The 13,088-nt window shown below is 44.2% G+C and carries 15 protein-coding genes; 5 read left to right on the top strand and 10 right to left on the bottom strand.

Features of this window, described 5'->3' with window-relative positions:
• The first annotated feature begins 10 nt into the window (after positions 1 to 10).
• Positions 11 to 1,429, top strand: a complete 1,419-nt coding sequence (locus tag AACQ81_RS05050) for a glutamate synthase small subunit (RefSeq protein ID WP_237386562.1) — start codon at positions 11 to 13, stop codon at positions 1,427 to 1,429.
• Positions 1,430 to 1,751: 322 nt separating this feature from the next.
• The gene (locus AACQ81_RS05045) at positions 1,752 to 2,261 is read left to right on the top strand and encodes a hypothetical protein (protein ID WP_237386561.1); all 510 of its coding nucleotides are present in this window, start codon (positions 1,752 to 1,754) and stop codon (positions 2,259 to 2,261) included.
• 143 nt (positions 2,262 to 2,404) lie between these two features.
• Here the strand turns inward: AACQ81_RS05045 and sspB are convergent, their stop codons facing one another.
• The 5 genes from sspB to zapE form a co-directional block, all read right to left on the bottom strand.
• The gene (sspB, locus tag AACQ81_RS05040) at positions 2,405 to 2,893 is read right to left on the bottom strand and encodes a ClpXP protease specificity-enhancing factor (RefSeq protein WP_237386560.1); all 489 of its coding nucleotides are present in this window, start codon (positions 2,891 to 2,893) and stop codon (positions 2,405 to 2,407) included.
• Between the two features lie 3 nt (positions 2,894 to 2,896).
• Positions 2,897 to 3,538 carry a stringent starvation protein SspA gene (gene sspA, locus AACQ81_RS05035; RefSeq protein ID WP_237386559.1) on the bottom strand — a complete coding sequence of 214 codons (642 nt, stop codon included), beginning with the start codon at positions 3,536 to 3,538 and terminating at the stop codon, positions 2,897 to 2,899.
• A 424-nt stretch (positions 3,539 to 3,962) separates the two neighbouring features.
• Positions 3,963 to 4,355: a 30S ribosomal protein S9 gene (rpsI, locus tag AACQ81_RS05030; protein ID WP_010847761.1), complete on the bottom strand. Its 393-nt coding sequence runs from the start codon at positions 4,353 to 4,355 to the stop codon at positions 3,963 to 3,965.
• A 15-nt stretch (positions 4,356 to 4,370) separates the two neighbouring features.
• Positions 4,371 to 4,799, bottom strand: coding sequence for a 50S ribosomal protein L13 (rplM, locus tag AACQ81_RS05025; RefSeq protein WP_012990147.1), 429 nt, complete (start codon positions 4,797 to 4,799; stop codon positions 4,371 to 4,373).
• A 273-nt stretch (positions 4,800 to 5,072) separates the two neighbouring features.
• Positions 5,073 to 6,200 (bottom strand): cell division protein ZapE, encoded by a 1,128-nt coding sequence (zapE, locus tag AACQ81_RS05020; protein WP_237386558.1) that lies wholly within the window; start codon positions 6,198 to 6,200, stop codon positions 5,073 to 5,075.
• Positions 6,201 to 6,435: 235 nt separating this feature from the next.
• Here zapE and zapG point away from each other — a divergent pair, with 235 nt between their 5' ends.
• From zapG to degS, 3 genes are all read left to right on the top strand, one after another.
• Positions 6,436 to 6,837, top strand: coding sequence for a Z-ring associated protein ZapG (gene zapG / locus AACQ81_RS05015; protein WP_237386557.1), 402 nt, complete (start codon positions 6,436 to 6,438; stop codon positions 6,835 to 6,837).
• A gap of 296 nt (positions 6,838 to 7,133) precedes the next feature.
• Entirely contained in the window at positions 7,134 to 8,513 is a 1,380-nt protein-coding gene (degQ, locus tag AACQ81_RS05010) for a serine endoprotease DegQ (protein WP_237386556.1), read from the top strand.
• A gap of 156 nt (positions 8,514 to 8,669) precedes the next feature.
• Positions 8,670 to 9,731: an outer membrane-stress sensor serine endopeptidase DegS gene (gene degS, locus AACQ81_RS05005; RefSeq protein ID WP_237386574.1), complete on the top strand. Its 1,062-nt coding sequence runs from the start codon at positions 8,670 to 8,672 to the stop codon at positions 9,729 to 9,731.
• 139 nt (positions 9,732 to 9,870) lie between these two features.
• On the opposite strand, the gene murA is transcribed toward degS, so the two are convergent.
• The 5 genes from murA to mlaD form a co-directional block, all read right to left on the bottom strand.
• Positions 9,871 to 11,133: a UDP-N-acetylglucosamine 1-carboxyvinyltransferase gene (murA, locus tag AACQ81_RS05000; protein WP_237386555.1), complete on the bottom strand. Its 1,263-nt coding sequence runs from the start codon at positions 11,131 to 11,133 to the stop codon at positions 9,871 to 9,873.
• Between the two features lie 56 nt (positions 11,134 to 11,189).
• Positions 11,190 to 11,444, bottom strand: coding sequence for a BolA family iron metabolism protein IbaG (gene ibaG / locus AACQ81_RS04995; RefSeq protein WP_237386554.1), 255 nt, complete (start codon positions 11,442 to 11,444; stop codon positions 11,190 to 11,192).
• Positions 11,445 to 11,575: 131 nt separating this feature from the next.
• A complete protein-coding gene (gene mlaB, locus AACQ81_RS04990) occupies positions 11,576 to 11,911 on the bottom strand; it encodes a lipid asymmetry maintenance protein MlaB (RefSeq protein ID WP_237386553.1) in 336 nt (111 codons plus the stop codon).
• A 1-nt stretch (position 11,912) separates the two neighbouring features.
• Positions 11,913 to 12,542 (bottom strand): phospholipid-binding protein MlaC, encoded by a 630-nt coding sequence (gene mlaC / locus AACQ81_RS04985; protein WP_237386552.1) that lies wholly within the window; start codon positions 12,540 to 12,542, stop codon positions 11,913 to 11,915.
• Positions 12,543 to 12,575: 33 nt separating this feature from the next.
• Positions 12,576 to 13,088 (bottom strand): outer membrane lipid asymmetry maintenance protein MlaD, encoded by a 513-nt coding sequence (mlaD, locus tag AACQ81_RS04980; protein ID WP_237386551.1) that lies wholly within the window; start codon positions 13,086 to 13,088, stop codon positions 12,576 to 12,578.

Genomic DNA, 13,088 nt, shown 5'->3' with positions numbered 1-13,088 from the left:
GGAGTCAATAATGAGCCAGAATGTTTATCAATTTATCGACTTACAGCGTGTCGATCCACCTAAGAAATCGTTGAAAATCCGCAAAATAGAATTTGTGGAAATTTATGAACCTTTTTCAGAGAGTCAGGCACAAGCACAGGCAGATCGCTGCCTTGCCTGTGGTAACCCTTATTGTGAATGGAAATGTCCTGTACACAACTATATTCCAAACTGGCTGAAACTGGTCGATGAAGGACGCATAATCGAAGCGGCTGAGTTGTCACATCAGACAAATAGCCTGCCAGAAGTCTGCGGGCGGGTTTGCCCCCAAGATCGCTTGTGTGAAGGTGCCTGTACACTCAATGATGACTTTGGTGCTGTCACCATTGGCAACATTGAGCGCTATATCAACGACAAAGCTATCGCAATGGGCTGGAAGCCTGATATGTCACATGTAACCCCAACAGGCAAACGCGTGGCTGTGATTGGTGCCGGCCCTGCGGGATTATCGTGTGCTGATGTTCTGACGCGCAACGGTGTGCAAGTCGTTGTTTACGATCGTCATCCCGAAATTGGTGGCTTACTCACATTCGGCATTCCCGCTTTTAAACTGGAAAAAGAAGTGATGATCCGTCGCCATGAAATGTTCTCCGAAATGGGTATCGAATTCTGTTTGAATACGGAGATAGGTAAAGACATCACGCTGGATGAACTCACCGCAGAATTTGATGCTGTATTTCTTGGTATTGGTACCTATCAATCCATCCACGGCGGACTGGAAAATGAAGATGCGGATGGTGTTTATGATGCCCTGCCTTTTTTAATCGCTAATACTCGTCAGTTAATGAGCTATCCTTCCCTGCCGGAACAGCCCTTTGTTGATATGAAAGGCAAGCGCGTCTTGGTTCTGGGCGGCGGTGATACTGCGATGGATTGCGTTCGTACTTCGATTCGTCAAGGTGCAACCCATGTTATTTGTGCCTATCGGCGGGATGAAGAAAATATGCCGGGTTCCCGCCGTGAAGTAAAAAATGCCAAAGAAGAAGGTGTAGAATTTCGCTTCAATCTCCAGCCCGTCAGCATTGAGATTAACGATGCAGGGCATGTTTGCGGCGTCAAAGTGGTGAAAACACAACTGGGTACCATGGATGAAAAAGGCCGCCGCCAAGCGGAACTCATTCAGGACTCAGAATTCCTGATAGAAACCGATGCTGTGATCATGGCATTTGGCTTCAAACCTCACACAATGAACTGGCTGGATAAACATCAGATTAATCTTGATCAAAAAGGGCGCATCATTGCCCCGGAATCCAGCGATCTCCCCTTCCAGACCAGTAACGCCAAAATATTCGCTGGGGGAGACGCAGTACGTGGCTCTGATCTAGTCGTCACTGCAATTGCAGAAGGCAGAAAAGCCGCATCAGGCATCCTTGACTATCTTGAAATATAAAACACCATACCCCTCTTCTTTCCTTCTATTATTTCTCCGGTCAAAAGGCCGGAGAAAACTCCAGTAAAATAAAAAATTACTATTTTTTATTTTCTTCTTACTACCATACAGGTTGTATTTTTTTGCTTTATGCGATTATTCTTATATCCTAAAATCAAATATTTAAATTTAATATCGCATTCATTACAACAACACAACAATAGTGCAATACCGTAATACAGCAATAAGGTTCATTTTTTTCATAAAGAAAGTTTCTTATCTTAAATGATTTAATAGAAATAAATTAAAAGACCGTAAAAGTGATAATTACAGGAAGAAATTTATGCGCTTATTCACCCAGATACTCTTCTTATCTTGCATATTCTGGATTAGTGTACCCTCAATTGCCGGACTCTCTACCTATGCTGAAATTATGCAGCAAGTGCAGGAGAGAGGGGTGAACTCTGTTGTAGCAGAATTAGGTGAAAGCTATGAGTCGGAAAAGATTGTGGGTAGTATTGCTGCTGGTGATAGCGAATGGCTACAGGTTGCCTTTATATTATTCCCGAATATCCATCCCAAATTTTCAAAACAAATTCTTGAGTCCTTATCGTTTGCTTTGATTAATAATACCATTGAGGTATTATCACTAACAGAAAAACATCGCACTCTTGTATTTTCGGATATCTGTAATATTCCCCCATCAATAGTCAGTCCAGCACAACAAAAATCATTTATTAATAATATGGTCAGTAGCTTAAATAAGGTAAAAAATTCAGGTTCTGGCAAAAATCGGGACAATATAGAAATGTGTCTGTGGGAATTGGAGAGAATTTATGGTGATTACTTTTAACATCAAAGCTGACTTTTACCCAAAATTAATTTCTATAAAAATCAAGGAGAACAATGTCTCCTTTATTTTTATACCCGTCATCTTTCAAGTTGCAGAACAGCGGCAACTTGAAATCGGTTAGTTAGATATAGAACATTGCGTAATTATTTTATCACACGCAAAGTCGGACGCCCTTTTGGTGGTTGAGGAGGATCATCATCTGGTGAGTCCTCATCACGAGGAGTTTTTTTACTATGGAGTAGTACCAGATTATCTGCTACTGGCAAATCCGAATATTTCTCTTCAAATTCGCCATTCGCTTCATAAGCGAATTCTGGCTCAAACATCATTCCAGCGCCATTTTCACGGGCATAAACCGCAACAACAGCCTCCATAGGGACTGAAACTTGACGGGCAACACCGCCAAAACGGGCATTGAATCTAACTTCATCGTTAGTCAATTCCAGATTGCCAACCGCCCTTGGCGAGATATTCAGGATGATTTGCCCATTTTGTGCATACTCCATCGGGACGTTAACTCCATAAAAGCTAACGTCCACAATCAGATGCGGGGTCATATCATTATCCAACAGCCACTCATAATGTGCCCGCAATAGATAAGGGCGACGTGGAGACATTTGAGTCATCTCCATAAATTAACTCCGTGATTGTAAACGCATTTCACGTTCTGCTTCTGTTAATGAAGCCAAGAATGCGTCACGCTCAAATACACGCTGCATATAGACTTGAAGGTCTTTCGCACCTGGGCCAGACAATTCTACTCCCAAGACAGGCAAACGCCATAGTAGTGGACACAGGTAACAATCCACCAGACTAAATTCTTCACTCATGAAGAATGGCATTTCTCTGAAAATAGGCCCGATAGCCAACAATTCCTCAGCAAGCTGTTTTCTCGCAGCATTAGCTTCCTGGACATTTCCTTTCTGAATCTTGTACATCAGGGAATACCAATCTTTTTCAATTCTATGCATCATCAGGCGGCTGGAGCCACGAGCGACAGGATACACAGGCATGAGTGGTGGATGCGGGAAACGCTCATCCAGATATTCCATAATGATACGAGAATCATACAGAGTCAGCTCACGATCAACGAGAGTAGGAACAGATTGGTACGGATTCAAATCGATCAAATCCTGCGGTAAATTACCTGCTTCAACGTGTTCGATTTCAACGCTGACCCCCTTTTCCGCCAGTACAATCCGCACTTGATGGCTAAAAATGTCGGTCGGGCCGGAAAACAGAGTCATTACCGAACGTTTGTTGGCAGCGACAGCCATGAAAACCTCCAAGTTTATCTAAAAAAGGAACGAACAGCCCTTTAATTAACAGCGGCTATTCTCGCTCATATTCTCATCCTGTTTCGCACTTATTATCCGAGGCCATCCCTTTCAATCTTTCAAATAAAGCCTTGTTCACTGTAACGAGAAAGCTATCGGAGATGTCTTTTACCTCTGCCAAATCAGGCAAACTCATGGATAAGGCAAAAAATTGTTACTAGTTTACCAGATTCTGCACATTTTGTGGGGAAGTACATTGAGAATTAATGATGAAATGTTGGTGTCTAGAATTTTGTCTCTTTAATATGCTATTTTTTTTCGAAAAAAAGGAATTATCAAAGTAAAAAATTCGAAGGGATAAAAAACCCGCCATAAAAATGACGGGTTTTCAACTTTAATCCACAGCCACAAGTGTGGCAACAAATTAACGTTTGGAGAACTGTGGACGACGACGTGCTTTGCGCAGACCCACTTTTTTACGTTCAACTTCACGAGCATCGCGAGTAACGAAGCCAGCTTTGCGAAGATCAGAACGCAGAGTCTCGTCATAAGCCATCAGTGCACGGGTGATACCGTGACGGATTGCGCCTGCCTGACCAGAAATACCACCACCTTTAACAGTGATGTACAGATCCAGTTTGCCCAGCATTTCAACCAGCTCCAGTGGTTGACGAACAACCATACGCGCAGTTTCACGACCGAAGTAAACTTCGAGGCTGCGTTGGTTGATTACGATGTTACCGCTACCTGGCTTAATAAAGACTCGAGCGGAAGAGCTTTTGCGGCGACCAGTGCCGTAGTATTGATTTTCAGCCATTGCCTATAATCCCGATTAAATGTCCAGAACTTGTGGTTGCTGTGCCGCGTGGTTGTGCTCGCTGCCCGCGTAAACTTTCAGTTTACGGTACATTGCACGACCCAGTGGCCCTTTTGGCAGCATGCCTTTAACCGCGATTTCAATGACACGCTCAGGACGGCGGGCAATCATCTCTTCAAAGGTCGCTTGCTTGATACCACCGATGTGGCCAGTGTGGTGATAATAGATTTTGTCAGCACGTTTGTTGCCGGTTACAGCAACTTTCTCTGCGTTAACAATAATGATGTAGTCACCAGTATCAACGTGCGGAGTATATTCCGCTTTGTGCTTGCCGCGCAGACGGCTAGCTATTTCAGTTGCAAGACGGCCTAAGGTTTTGCCATCTGCGTCAACAACATACCAGTCGCGTTTTACGGTTTCTGGTTTAGCTGTAAAAGTTTTCATTAAAGCTTACCCAATTATAAGTTACACGTTGGTGAACACTCGATGTTCAGAAACTGTTTTTTTGAGGTTCACACGAATCATGTCCAGCAAACCTACCCCTTCGAATAGCCTATGCCGGCACTAATGCAAGTTTTTCGGGAAATAAAAAATCTTGCTGTAACGTGGGGTCGCAAGATTATAGAGAAGTCATCGTAAAAAATCGACCCCAAATTCAATAATTATCCCATTGGGTGATATTGCCTTTGTTTCAGCGATAAATACATCAGAGTAGATTCAGGGCAAATGAGGTAATTTAAGATATTCCTCACTTTGCATTTCCTGTAATCGTGACAGACAACGGCGGAACTCAAACTCAAGCAGTTCTCCCTGATAAATTTGCTCCATAGATACCTCAGCACTGATGATGAGTTTCACCTGGCGTTCATAGAATTCATCCACCAGAGCAATGAAACGCCGAGCCGCATTTTCATTCAGTGTCCTCATGATTGGCGTGTCATGCAGCAAAACGGTGTGATACAGCTTCGATAACGCAATGTAATCCACCTGACTACGAGGATCTTCACACAGTGTTTTGAAATTAATTGCCAATACCCCATCAACGCTACTGATTGTGGGCATACTGCGATGATTAATCTCCAATACCGGATTAGGTTCACCTTCCTGTCCCGCCAGACGCAGAAACATGCGACGCATTTCCTGTCGATTTTCCTCCGACAATGGCGTCAGATAGAGATGCGCTTGTGTGAGTGTCCGCAATCGATAATCAATCCCTGCATCCACATTCATGACACTACAATACTCTTTGATTTGTTCAATGGCAGGTAGAAAACGTGCTCGCTGCAATCCATTTCGATATAGCTCATCAGGCGGAATATTAGAGGTTGCCACCAATCCAATTCCCCGCGCAAAGAGGGCTTCCAGTAACGTACCGAGGATCATCGCATCCGTTATATCTGAAACGAAAAATTCATCAAAACAGAGAATATCTGTTTGTGCTTTGAAACCATCAGCCACTACCTCCAAAGGATTTTCATGCCCTTGTAAAGCGGTTAATTCTTCATGTACTCGTAACATGAAACGATGAAAATGGAGACGCAGCTTACGCTCAGTGGGCAAGCTTTTATAAAACATATCCATCAACCATGTTTTGCCACGCCCGACACCTCCCCACATATAAAGTCCCTGAACCGGACGACACTGCACAGGAGCTTTCCGGCCAAACAACCGACCCAATATTCCTTTCAACCGATCGGACTGTGGAGAATGGCAAGGACGGAAGTTGACAAGGTCACGATGAATGATATCCAAATATGCAACGGTATCGCGCTGTACATCGTCAGGTTGATACTGACCATTAGACAGTGCAGATTGATAGAGGAATGAAGGTGTAATCGGTGACATGAAAGTAACAATCCTTAAAAGTTTTTTATTCTCAGCACGTATGACATCTTACGGAGAAGAGCCGCACCAATTTTGCAAATAATTCGCTGCACGCCCAGACAAATTTGTATAAAATTAACACATTAGGCAGTACATAAATTAATTAAATAATAATCAATATTCCACTCTAACTAAATTAGCGGTTATAGTGGTAGTAATGATATTTCAGAACAATGATGTTACTAAAGGAGTTGCCATGACTTGGGAATATGCACTGATCGGGTTAATCATTGGTTTTATCGGCGGCGCACTGGTTGTCCGCTTTGGTAGCTCAAAGCTACGTCAGCAAAATGCACTACAGGCAGAATTAGAAAAAAACCGGGCTGAATTAGAAGAATACCGCAAAGAGCTGGTCAGCCATTTCGCCCGCAGTGCTGAGTTACTGGACAATATGGCTCGCGATTATCGTCAGCTATATCAGCATATGGCTAAAAGTTCCAACGATCTCATGCCCAATATACCAGTACAAGACAATCCCTTTAATTATCGTCTCGGCGAATCCGAAGCCGAGAAAAATAAAATAGCGGCAGACAAGCCTCCACGGGATTACTCTGAGGGCGCATCAGGACTCTTCCGCCCCATTCAAGATAAAAAATAATAATCACACCTGCCGTGGCAACAGTAAGTGCCACGGCCCATCAATATCTATTTTATCTGATGAAAAAAGTTTTGTACTTTAATTTTAATTCACGTAAATACCTGTAAAGAAGCCCAGAGAAACTACATTATTAGTGAACTTTGCTGAATAATCAGTAGTCATAAAAACATCGAAACAATTATGCTTAGAGCCTATCCCACCGAGCGTAATTGCCGGGGGAAGCTGAATCTCCTGACAGGATAGGCTTCTTAAGTACGATTTCCCTTTCTGACTTAGGTATTAAGAGAACGTATTCAATGAAAAGAAAAAATACATTGCTTAGCGCACTCGCAATCAGTATTGGATTATCTTTAGCTTCAGTTCCAATGGTAAGCAATGCAGCTTTACCTGCTGCAATGGCCTCTCAAGAATTACCCAGCCTCGCTCCCATGCTGGAAAAAGTGCTTCCTTCTGTTGTGACTGTGCATGTTTCAGGCACTGAAATGCAAAATCAGCAGCTCCAGTTACCGGAAGATTTTCAATTCTTCTTTGGGCCAGGCTTTCCTTCACAAGAACAAAGAAGCCGTCCATTTAAAGGATTAGGATCTGGCGTTATTATTGACGCAGAGAAAGGTTATGTGCTGACCAATAGCCATGTCATTGAGAATGCAAATAAAATGCGCGTTCAATTAAACGATGGCCGTGAGTATTCAGCCAAACTCATCGGGCGAGACCCACAAACTGATATTGCACTTTTGCAGTTGAAAGATGCCAAAAACTTAACGACTATCAAGTTTGCTGACTCCGATCAACTGCGCGTTGGGGATTATGCTGTTGCAATCGGCAACCCATTTGGGTTAGGGCAAACTGTGACATCGGGGATCATTTCCGCCCTTGGTCGCAGTGGGTTGAATCTGGAGGGTTTGGAAAACTTCATCCAGACCGATGCCTCCATTAACCGCGGCAATTCCGGCGGAGCATTAATTAACCTGAAAGGCGAGTTAATCGGCATTAACACCGCCATCATAGCACCGAATGGCGGTAATGTTGGTATCGGTTTTGCCATCCCCAGTAATATGGCCAAAAACCTTGCCGCACAGCTCATTTCCAACGGAGAAGTCAAACGCGGCATACTCGGCATTAAGGGCAGAGAAATGACCGCAGACATTGCCCAAGCGCTCAAGATTGATGCGCAGCAAGGTGCCTTTGTCAGCGAAGTTATACCTAAATCAGCAGCGGCGAAAGCGGGTATCAAATCAGGAGATGTACTGGTTTCCTTTGACGGCAAAAAAATTAACAGTTTTGCAGAATTGCGAGCGAAGATTGGCACAACAGCTCCGGGTAAAGAAGTCAAAATTGGTTTACTGCGTAAAGGGAGACCCCTTGAAGTCACAGTAACATTGGATAACAACGAAGATAATTCAACCAAAGCAGAAAAACTGAGTAACGCTCTGCAGGGTGCTACCCTGAGCAATGCCACAGTAAAAGACACTCAAGGCATCAAAGTGGACACTATTATTCAGAATTCACCTGCTGCGTTGTCCGGTTTACAGAAAAATGACTTAATTGTTGCTGCCAATAATACCCGTATCAGAAGTATTAACGAATTGCGTAAGGTTATTGAAAACAAGCCGTCTGTTATCGCGCTGAACATCTTGCGAGGTGACAATAACGTTTATATATTACTGCGTAATTAATCCGTTTAATATTGAAAATGCAATCTAACACCCATTAGGCACAATAGATTTTCAAGCTGTGACCTGAAATGATGAAAGGAACAGACACGGTATTATGCTGTGTTTGTTCATTTTCATGCTACTCTTTTTTCACCTATTTACTTACTGAATAATGTCATGCTGATCAAGTTATTGCGCTCTATAATAATAGGGTTATTAATTGCAGCCATTTTGCTGGTCGTCATCCCTTCCCTGCGCCCCAATGGTTTGAAAAATCTCCTGAGCGGCAACAACTACAGCGATGAAGTTTATAGCTTTAGCCAAGGTGTTCGACGTGCAGCACCTGCTGTTGTTAATATTTACAGTAGCAGCATGGGTAGTTTCTCCCATGAAAGCCGCGAACTTCAACCTCTCGGTTCCGGCGTCATTATGAGTGAACAAGGCTATATTCTTACAAATAAGCATGTTATCAATAAGGCGGGTTCTATCATTGTCGCTCTGCAAGATGGGCGTTTTTATGAAGCCCTGTTAGTTGGCTCAGATGGCCCGACAGATCTGGCAGTTTTAAAGATTAGTGCAATAAATATTCCCGTAATCCCGATCAATCCGAAACGAGTGCCCCATGTCGGGGATATCGTCCTGGCAATCGGCAATCCATACAATTTGGGACAAACCATCACGCAAGGCATTATCAGTGCCACAGGGCGCGTTGGCCTGAGTCCAACACGTCGCCAGAATTTCCTGCAAACAGATGCGTCAATTAATCAGGGCAACTCTGGCGGAGCGCTGGTCAATACGCTGGGAGAATTGGTCGGTATTAATACTCTGACATTCGATAAGTCAGAATTTGGTACAACTCCTGAAGGATTGGGATTTGCTATTCCAGCAAAACTGGCTACAACAATCATGCGGAAGTTAATTCGTGACGGGCGTGTCATTAGGGGATATATAGGCATCACCGCCAAAGAATTACCCTATATCCGTTCATCAGGCAGTAATATCAATCAAATCCAAGGCCTGCGTGTTTTTCAAGTCGCACCGGAAGGGCCTGCTGAAAAAGCAGGTCTCAAAGTTGGGGATATTATTATCAGTCTCAATCACCAACCTGCTATTTCCCCTACTGAAACAATGGATCAAGTTGCAGAGATCCGCCCGGGCAGCGTTGTACCGGTCACCGTTTTGCGTGACGGCACATCTCTCACCCTTAAAGTTACAATCGATGAATTTGATGGTTATTAAAACTGATTTGCTCACATTGGCATTCTGAGCATCAACCCAGCCATAAGCTATGGAAATAAAGGATTTGAGGTTTCATACTCTTAATTCCCACTCTTATTTTCCCCCGCCTACATCAGGCGAGGGAAAATATTAATCCTGCTTAGTCAGCCGACTTAATACGTTCAATATTTGCACCCAGGCCCCGCAGCTTATCTTCAATATGCTCATAGCCTCGGTCGATATGATAAATACGATCGACAATAGTGGTTCCCTCAGCAATACAGCCTGCCAGAACCAAACTTGCCGAAGCTCGCAAATCGGTCGCCATCACCTGAGCACTAGATAGTTTTTCAACTCCGTGGCACAGTACTGTGTTGCTTTCAATTTCAGCACGAGCGCCCATACGGATTAACTCAGGGATATGCATGAAACGATTTTCAAAAATAGTTTCGGTAATCATACCCGCACCATCCGCAACCATATTCAATAAACTGAATTGAGCCTGCATATCGGTTGGGAAGCCCGGATGCGGAGCCGTACGGAATGTCACGGCCTTAGGGCGCTGACCGTGCATATCAAGGCTTATCCAATCCTCTCCGACCTTGATATCCGCCCCCGCTTCACGCAATTTGGCTAAAACAGCATCAAGTGTATCGGACTTAGCATTATGGCAAACCACTTTGCCGCGAGAAATTGCAGCCGCCACCAAGAAGGTGCCCGTTTCGATACGGTCAGGCAGTATGCGATAAACTCCGCCACCCAGACGCTCAACACCTTCAATCACAATACGATCAGTACCTGCACCGCTGATTTTTGCCCCCAATGTATTGAGGAAGTTCGCCGTATCTTCAATTTCAGGTTCACGCGCCGCATTTTCAATGATCGTTGTGCCTTCCGCCAATGTTGCCGCAGTCATGATGGTCACTGTTGCACCAACACTGACTTTATCCATGACAATATTGGCACCTTTCAGGCGACCATCTACGGTGGCTTTGACATAACCTTCATTCAGCACGATTTGCGCACCAAGCTGCTCTAATCCGGAGATATGGAGATCAACGGGGCGGGCACCTATGGCACAGCCACCCGGCAAAGAAACCTGCCCCTGGCCGAAGCGCGCCACCAACGGTCCCAATGCCCAGATGGAAGCCCGCATCGTTTTAACCAGTTCATAAGGTGCGCAGTATTCATTGACTCCGCTGGCATCAACAAAAACAGAGCCATTGCGTTCCACTTTCGTTCCCAAGCGATTAAGCAGTTTGATAGTGGTATCAATATCTCTCAATGCAGGAACATTTTGTAACTCAACGGGTTCTTCTGCCAACAGCGCTGCAAACATAATTGGTAGTGCGGCATTTTTTGCCCCGGAAATAGTAACCTCTCCCGACAGGCAGGCAGGCCCTTTCACACGAAATTTATCCATCTGTCATGATTCTCTTATTTAATTCAAAGTGTGCTGTTCGCACGAGGCAAACAGCCTCAAAATCCTTGAAGCTTACGATCACGCTGCCACTGCACAGGAGTATAAGCCTTGATTGACAACGCATGAATGCGATTATCAGAAATGTATTCCATCAGAGGAGCATAAATAGTCTGCTGTTGTTTGACACGGCTCAGGCCATCAAAAATTGCACCAACAGCAATAACCTGAAAATGGCTGCCATCACCGCTAACGATAACTTCATCAAGTGCCAGACTGTCCATCAGCACTTTTTTAATTTCATTAGTATCCATAAATTGCTCACATTCGTCGTTAGAAATTAATAGTAGACGCCTATCCTAATAGAATCCAGACGACTCTTAAACCATGAAAAACGCCCCTGTAAGATGATGGCTTACAGGGGCGCTGTTTATCAAAAATTAAGCTACGCCTTGGGCTGATTTTCCTCAAGAAGGCTTTGCAGACCATATAACACGATCAACGTGTTAAGGCGTTCCCCTACACCTGAAAATGACAGTATCCTACCACCTTGCTGATACTCTCCTCTTAAACGGACAAACAGTGCCAGCCCCGTCGAGTCCACATGGCTGAGCAGGGAAACGTCAATATTATCGATTCCTTCCAATACACTTTCTTTTTTCTGCCAGAGAGGAAGTAAACTGTCGCGATCCAGCGTGCCTTTCAGAAATAGCGTATTGCCCGCTTTTTCCCAACTCACCATTTCACTGGCCAAGCTGCTATCAGAAGTGCTTTTTTCCATATCACTTTTTCTTTTCTAAAGTGATCGGGGCTTTTGCACTGATGGACAGTTGTTCAGTCAAACCGTCAATGCCTTTCTGACGCAAGATATCCATCCATTCATTCTGCTTGGTCGTGATCATGCTCACGCCCTCTGCAATCATATCGTAAGCCTGCCAATTTCCTGTTTTACTGTTTTTACGCCATTGGAAATCCAGACGAACCGGCGGTTGCCCATTAGGATCGCTAATAGTGACACGGATAGCCACGATAGTTTTATCACCCAATGGCTGTTCTGGGGCAATTTCATAATTTTGACCATGATACATCGCCAGAGCCTGACCATATGCCTGTTCCAAATAAGTTTCAAACGCCTTGAAATAAGCATCGCGCTGTTCTGGGGTCGCTTGTTTGTAGTAAGGTCCTAAAACCAGTGCCCCCGCATACTTTACCTGTACGTAAGGCAACAACTCTTCACGCACAATCTGACGCAAAACTTCTGGATTTGACTGTATCCGGGGTTGTTCATTCTTCAAACGGGTAAAGGTTTTTTCCGCCGCGTCTTTCATCAAGGCGTAGGGATTTGTCTGATCCGCTGCACTGACCAGTGGCGCAGCCACCAGCAATGCAACCATGAGCAATCGCTTAAACATAAATGTTATTTCTCCTAAACAGTGGATTGTTGGTTAGTGTGTCTGTTCAGGTGTAGAAGCGGATTTTTCCTGATTTCCGCCACCGCTCTTATACAAGAACTGACCAATCAAATCTTCAAGTACCATAGCAGGCTTGGTGTCTTCAATACGACCACCATCTTTCAACATGAAAGTCCCCAAATCCTGATCATCAAACCCGACATTGAGTGAGATGTATTGTTCACCCAGCAACCCTGAGGTTCGGATAGACAAAGAGCTTGTATTCGGAATATTGTCGTATTGAGTGAAAATATCCAATGCAACCTGCGGCGTATAAGTTTTATGATCCAACCAAATTTTTTCTACACGACCAATCACCACTCCGCCAACTTTCACTGGCGAACGTATCTTCAGCCCACCAATATTGTCAAATGCGGCATATACGCGATAAGTTGTCTGACTGCCGAAAGATCGGATATCCGCCACTTTCAGGCATAAGAAAATGATTGCCGTCAACGCAATCAAAACAAAAGCACCAACCCAAATTTCATTTTTCTTGCTTTGCAT

Origin of the sequence: Xenorhabdus sp. Sc-CR9 (genome assembly GCF_963897815.1) — a bacterium.
Classification (GTDB): domain Bacteria; phylum Pseudomonadota; class Gammaproteobacteria; order Enterobacterales; family Enterobacteriaceae; genus Xenorhabdus.
The sequence above is the reverse complement of the archived record's forward strand: the minus strand, read 5'-3'. Positions and strand labels throughout refer to the sequence as shown.

Bases quoted from the DNA above. Each gene is read 5' to 3' on its own strand.
- AACQ81_RS05050 (WP_237386562.1), top strand. From the start codon at position 11: ATGAGCCAGAATGTTTATCAATTTATCGACTTACAGCGTGTCGATCCA.
- AACQ81_RS05045 (WP_237386561.1), top strand. From the start codon at position 1,752: ATGCGCTTATTCACCCAGATACTCTTCTTATCTTGCATATTCTGGATT.
- sspB (WP_237386560.1), bottom strand. From the start codon at position 2,893: ATGGAGATGACTCAAATGTCTCCACGTCGCCCTTATCTATTGCGGGCA.
- sspA (WP_237386559.1), bottom strand. From the start codon at position 3,538: ATGGCTGTCGCTGCCAACAAACGTTCGGTAATGACTCTGTTTTCCGGC.
- rpsI (WP_010847761.1), bottom strand. From the start codon at position 4,355: ATGGCTGAAAATCAATACTACGGCACTGGTCGCCGCAAAAGCTCTTCC.
- rplM (WP_012990147.1), bottom strand. From the start codon at position 4,799: ATGAAAACTTTTACAGCTAAACCAGAAACCGTAAAACGCGACTGGTAT.
- zapE (WP_237386558.1), bottom strand. From the start codon at position 6,200: ATGTCACCGATTACACCTTCATTCCTCTATCAATCTGCACTGTCTAAT.
- zapG (WP_237386557.1), top strand. From the start codon at position 6,436: ATGACTTGGGAATATGCACTGATCGGGTTAATCATTGGTTTTATCGGC.
- degQ (WP_237386556.1), top strand. From the start codon at position 7,134: ATGAAAAGAAAAAATACATTGCTTAGCGCACTCGCAATCAGTATTGGA.
- degS (WP_237386574.1), top strand. From the start codon at position 8,670: ATGCTGATCAAGTTATTGCGCTCTATAATAATAGGGTTATTAATTGCA.
- murA (WP_237386555.1), bottom strand. From the start codon at position 11,133: ATGGATAAATTTCGTGTGAAAGGGCCTGCCTGCCTGTCGGGAGAGGTT.
- ibaG (WP_237386554.1), bottom strand. From the start codon at position 11,444: ATGGATACTAATGAAATTAAAAAAGTGCTGATGGACAGTCTGGCACTT.
- mlaB (WP_237386553.1), bottom strand. From the start codon at position 11,911: ATGGAAAAAAGCACTTCTGATAGCAGCTTGGCCAGTGAAATGGTGAGT.
- mlaC (WP_237386552.1), bottom strand. From the start codon at position 12,542: ATGTTTAAGCGATTGCTCATGGTTGCATTGCTGGTGGCTGCGCCACTG.
- mlaD (WP_237386551.1), bottom strand. From the start codon at position 13,088: ATGCAAAGCAAGAAAAATGAAATTTGGGTTGGTGCTTTTGTTTTGATT.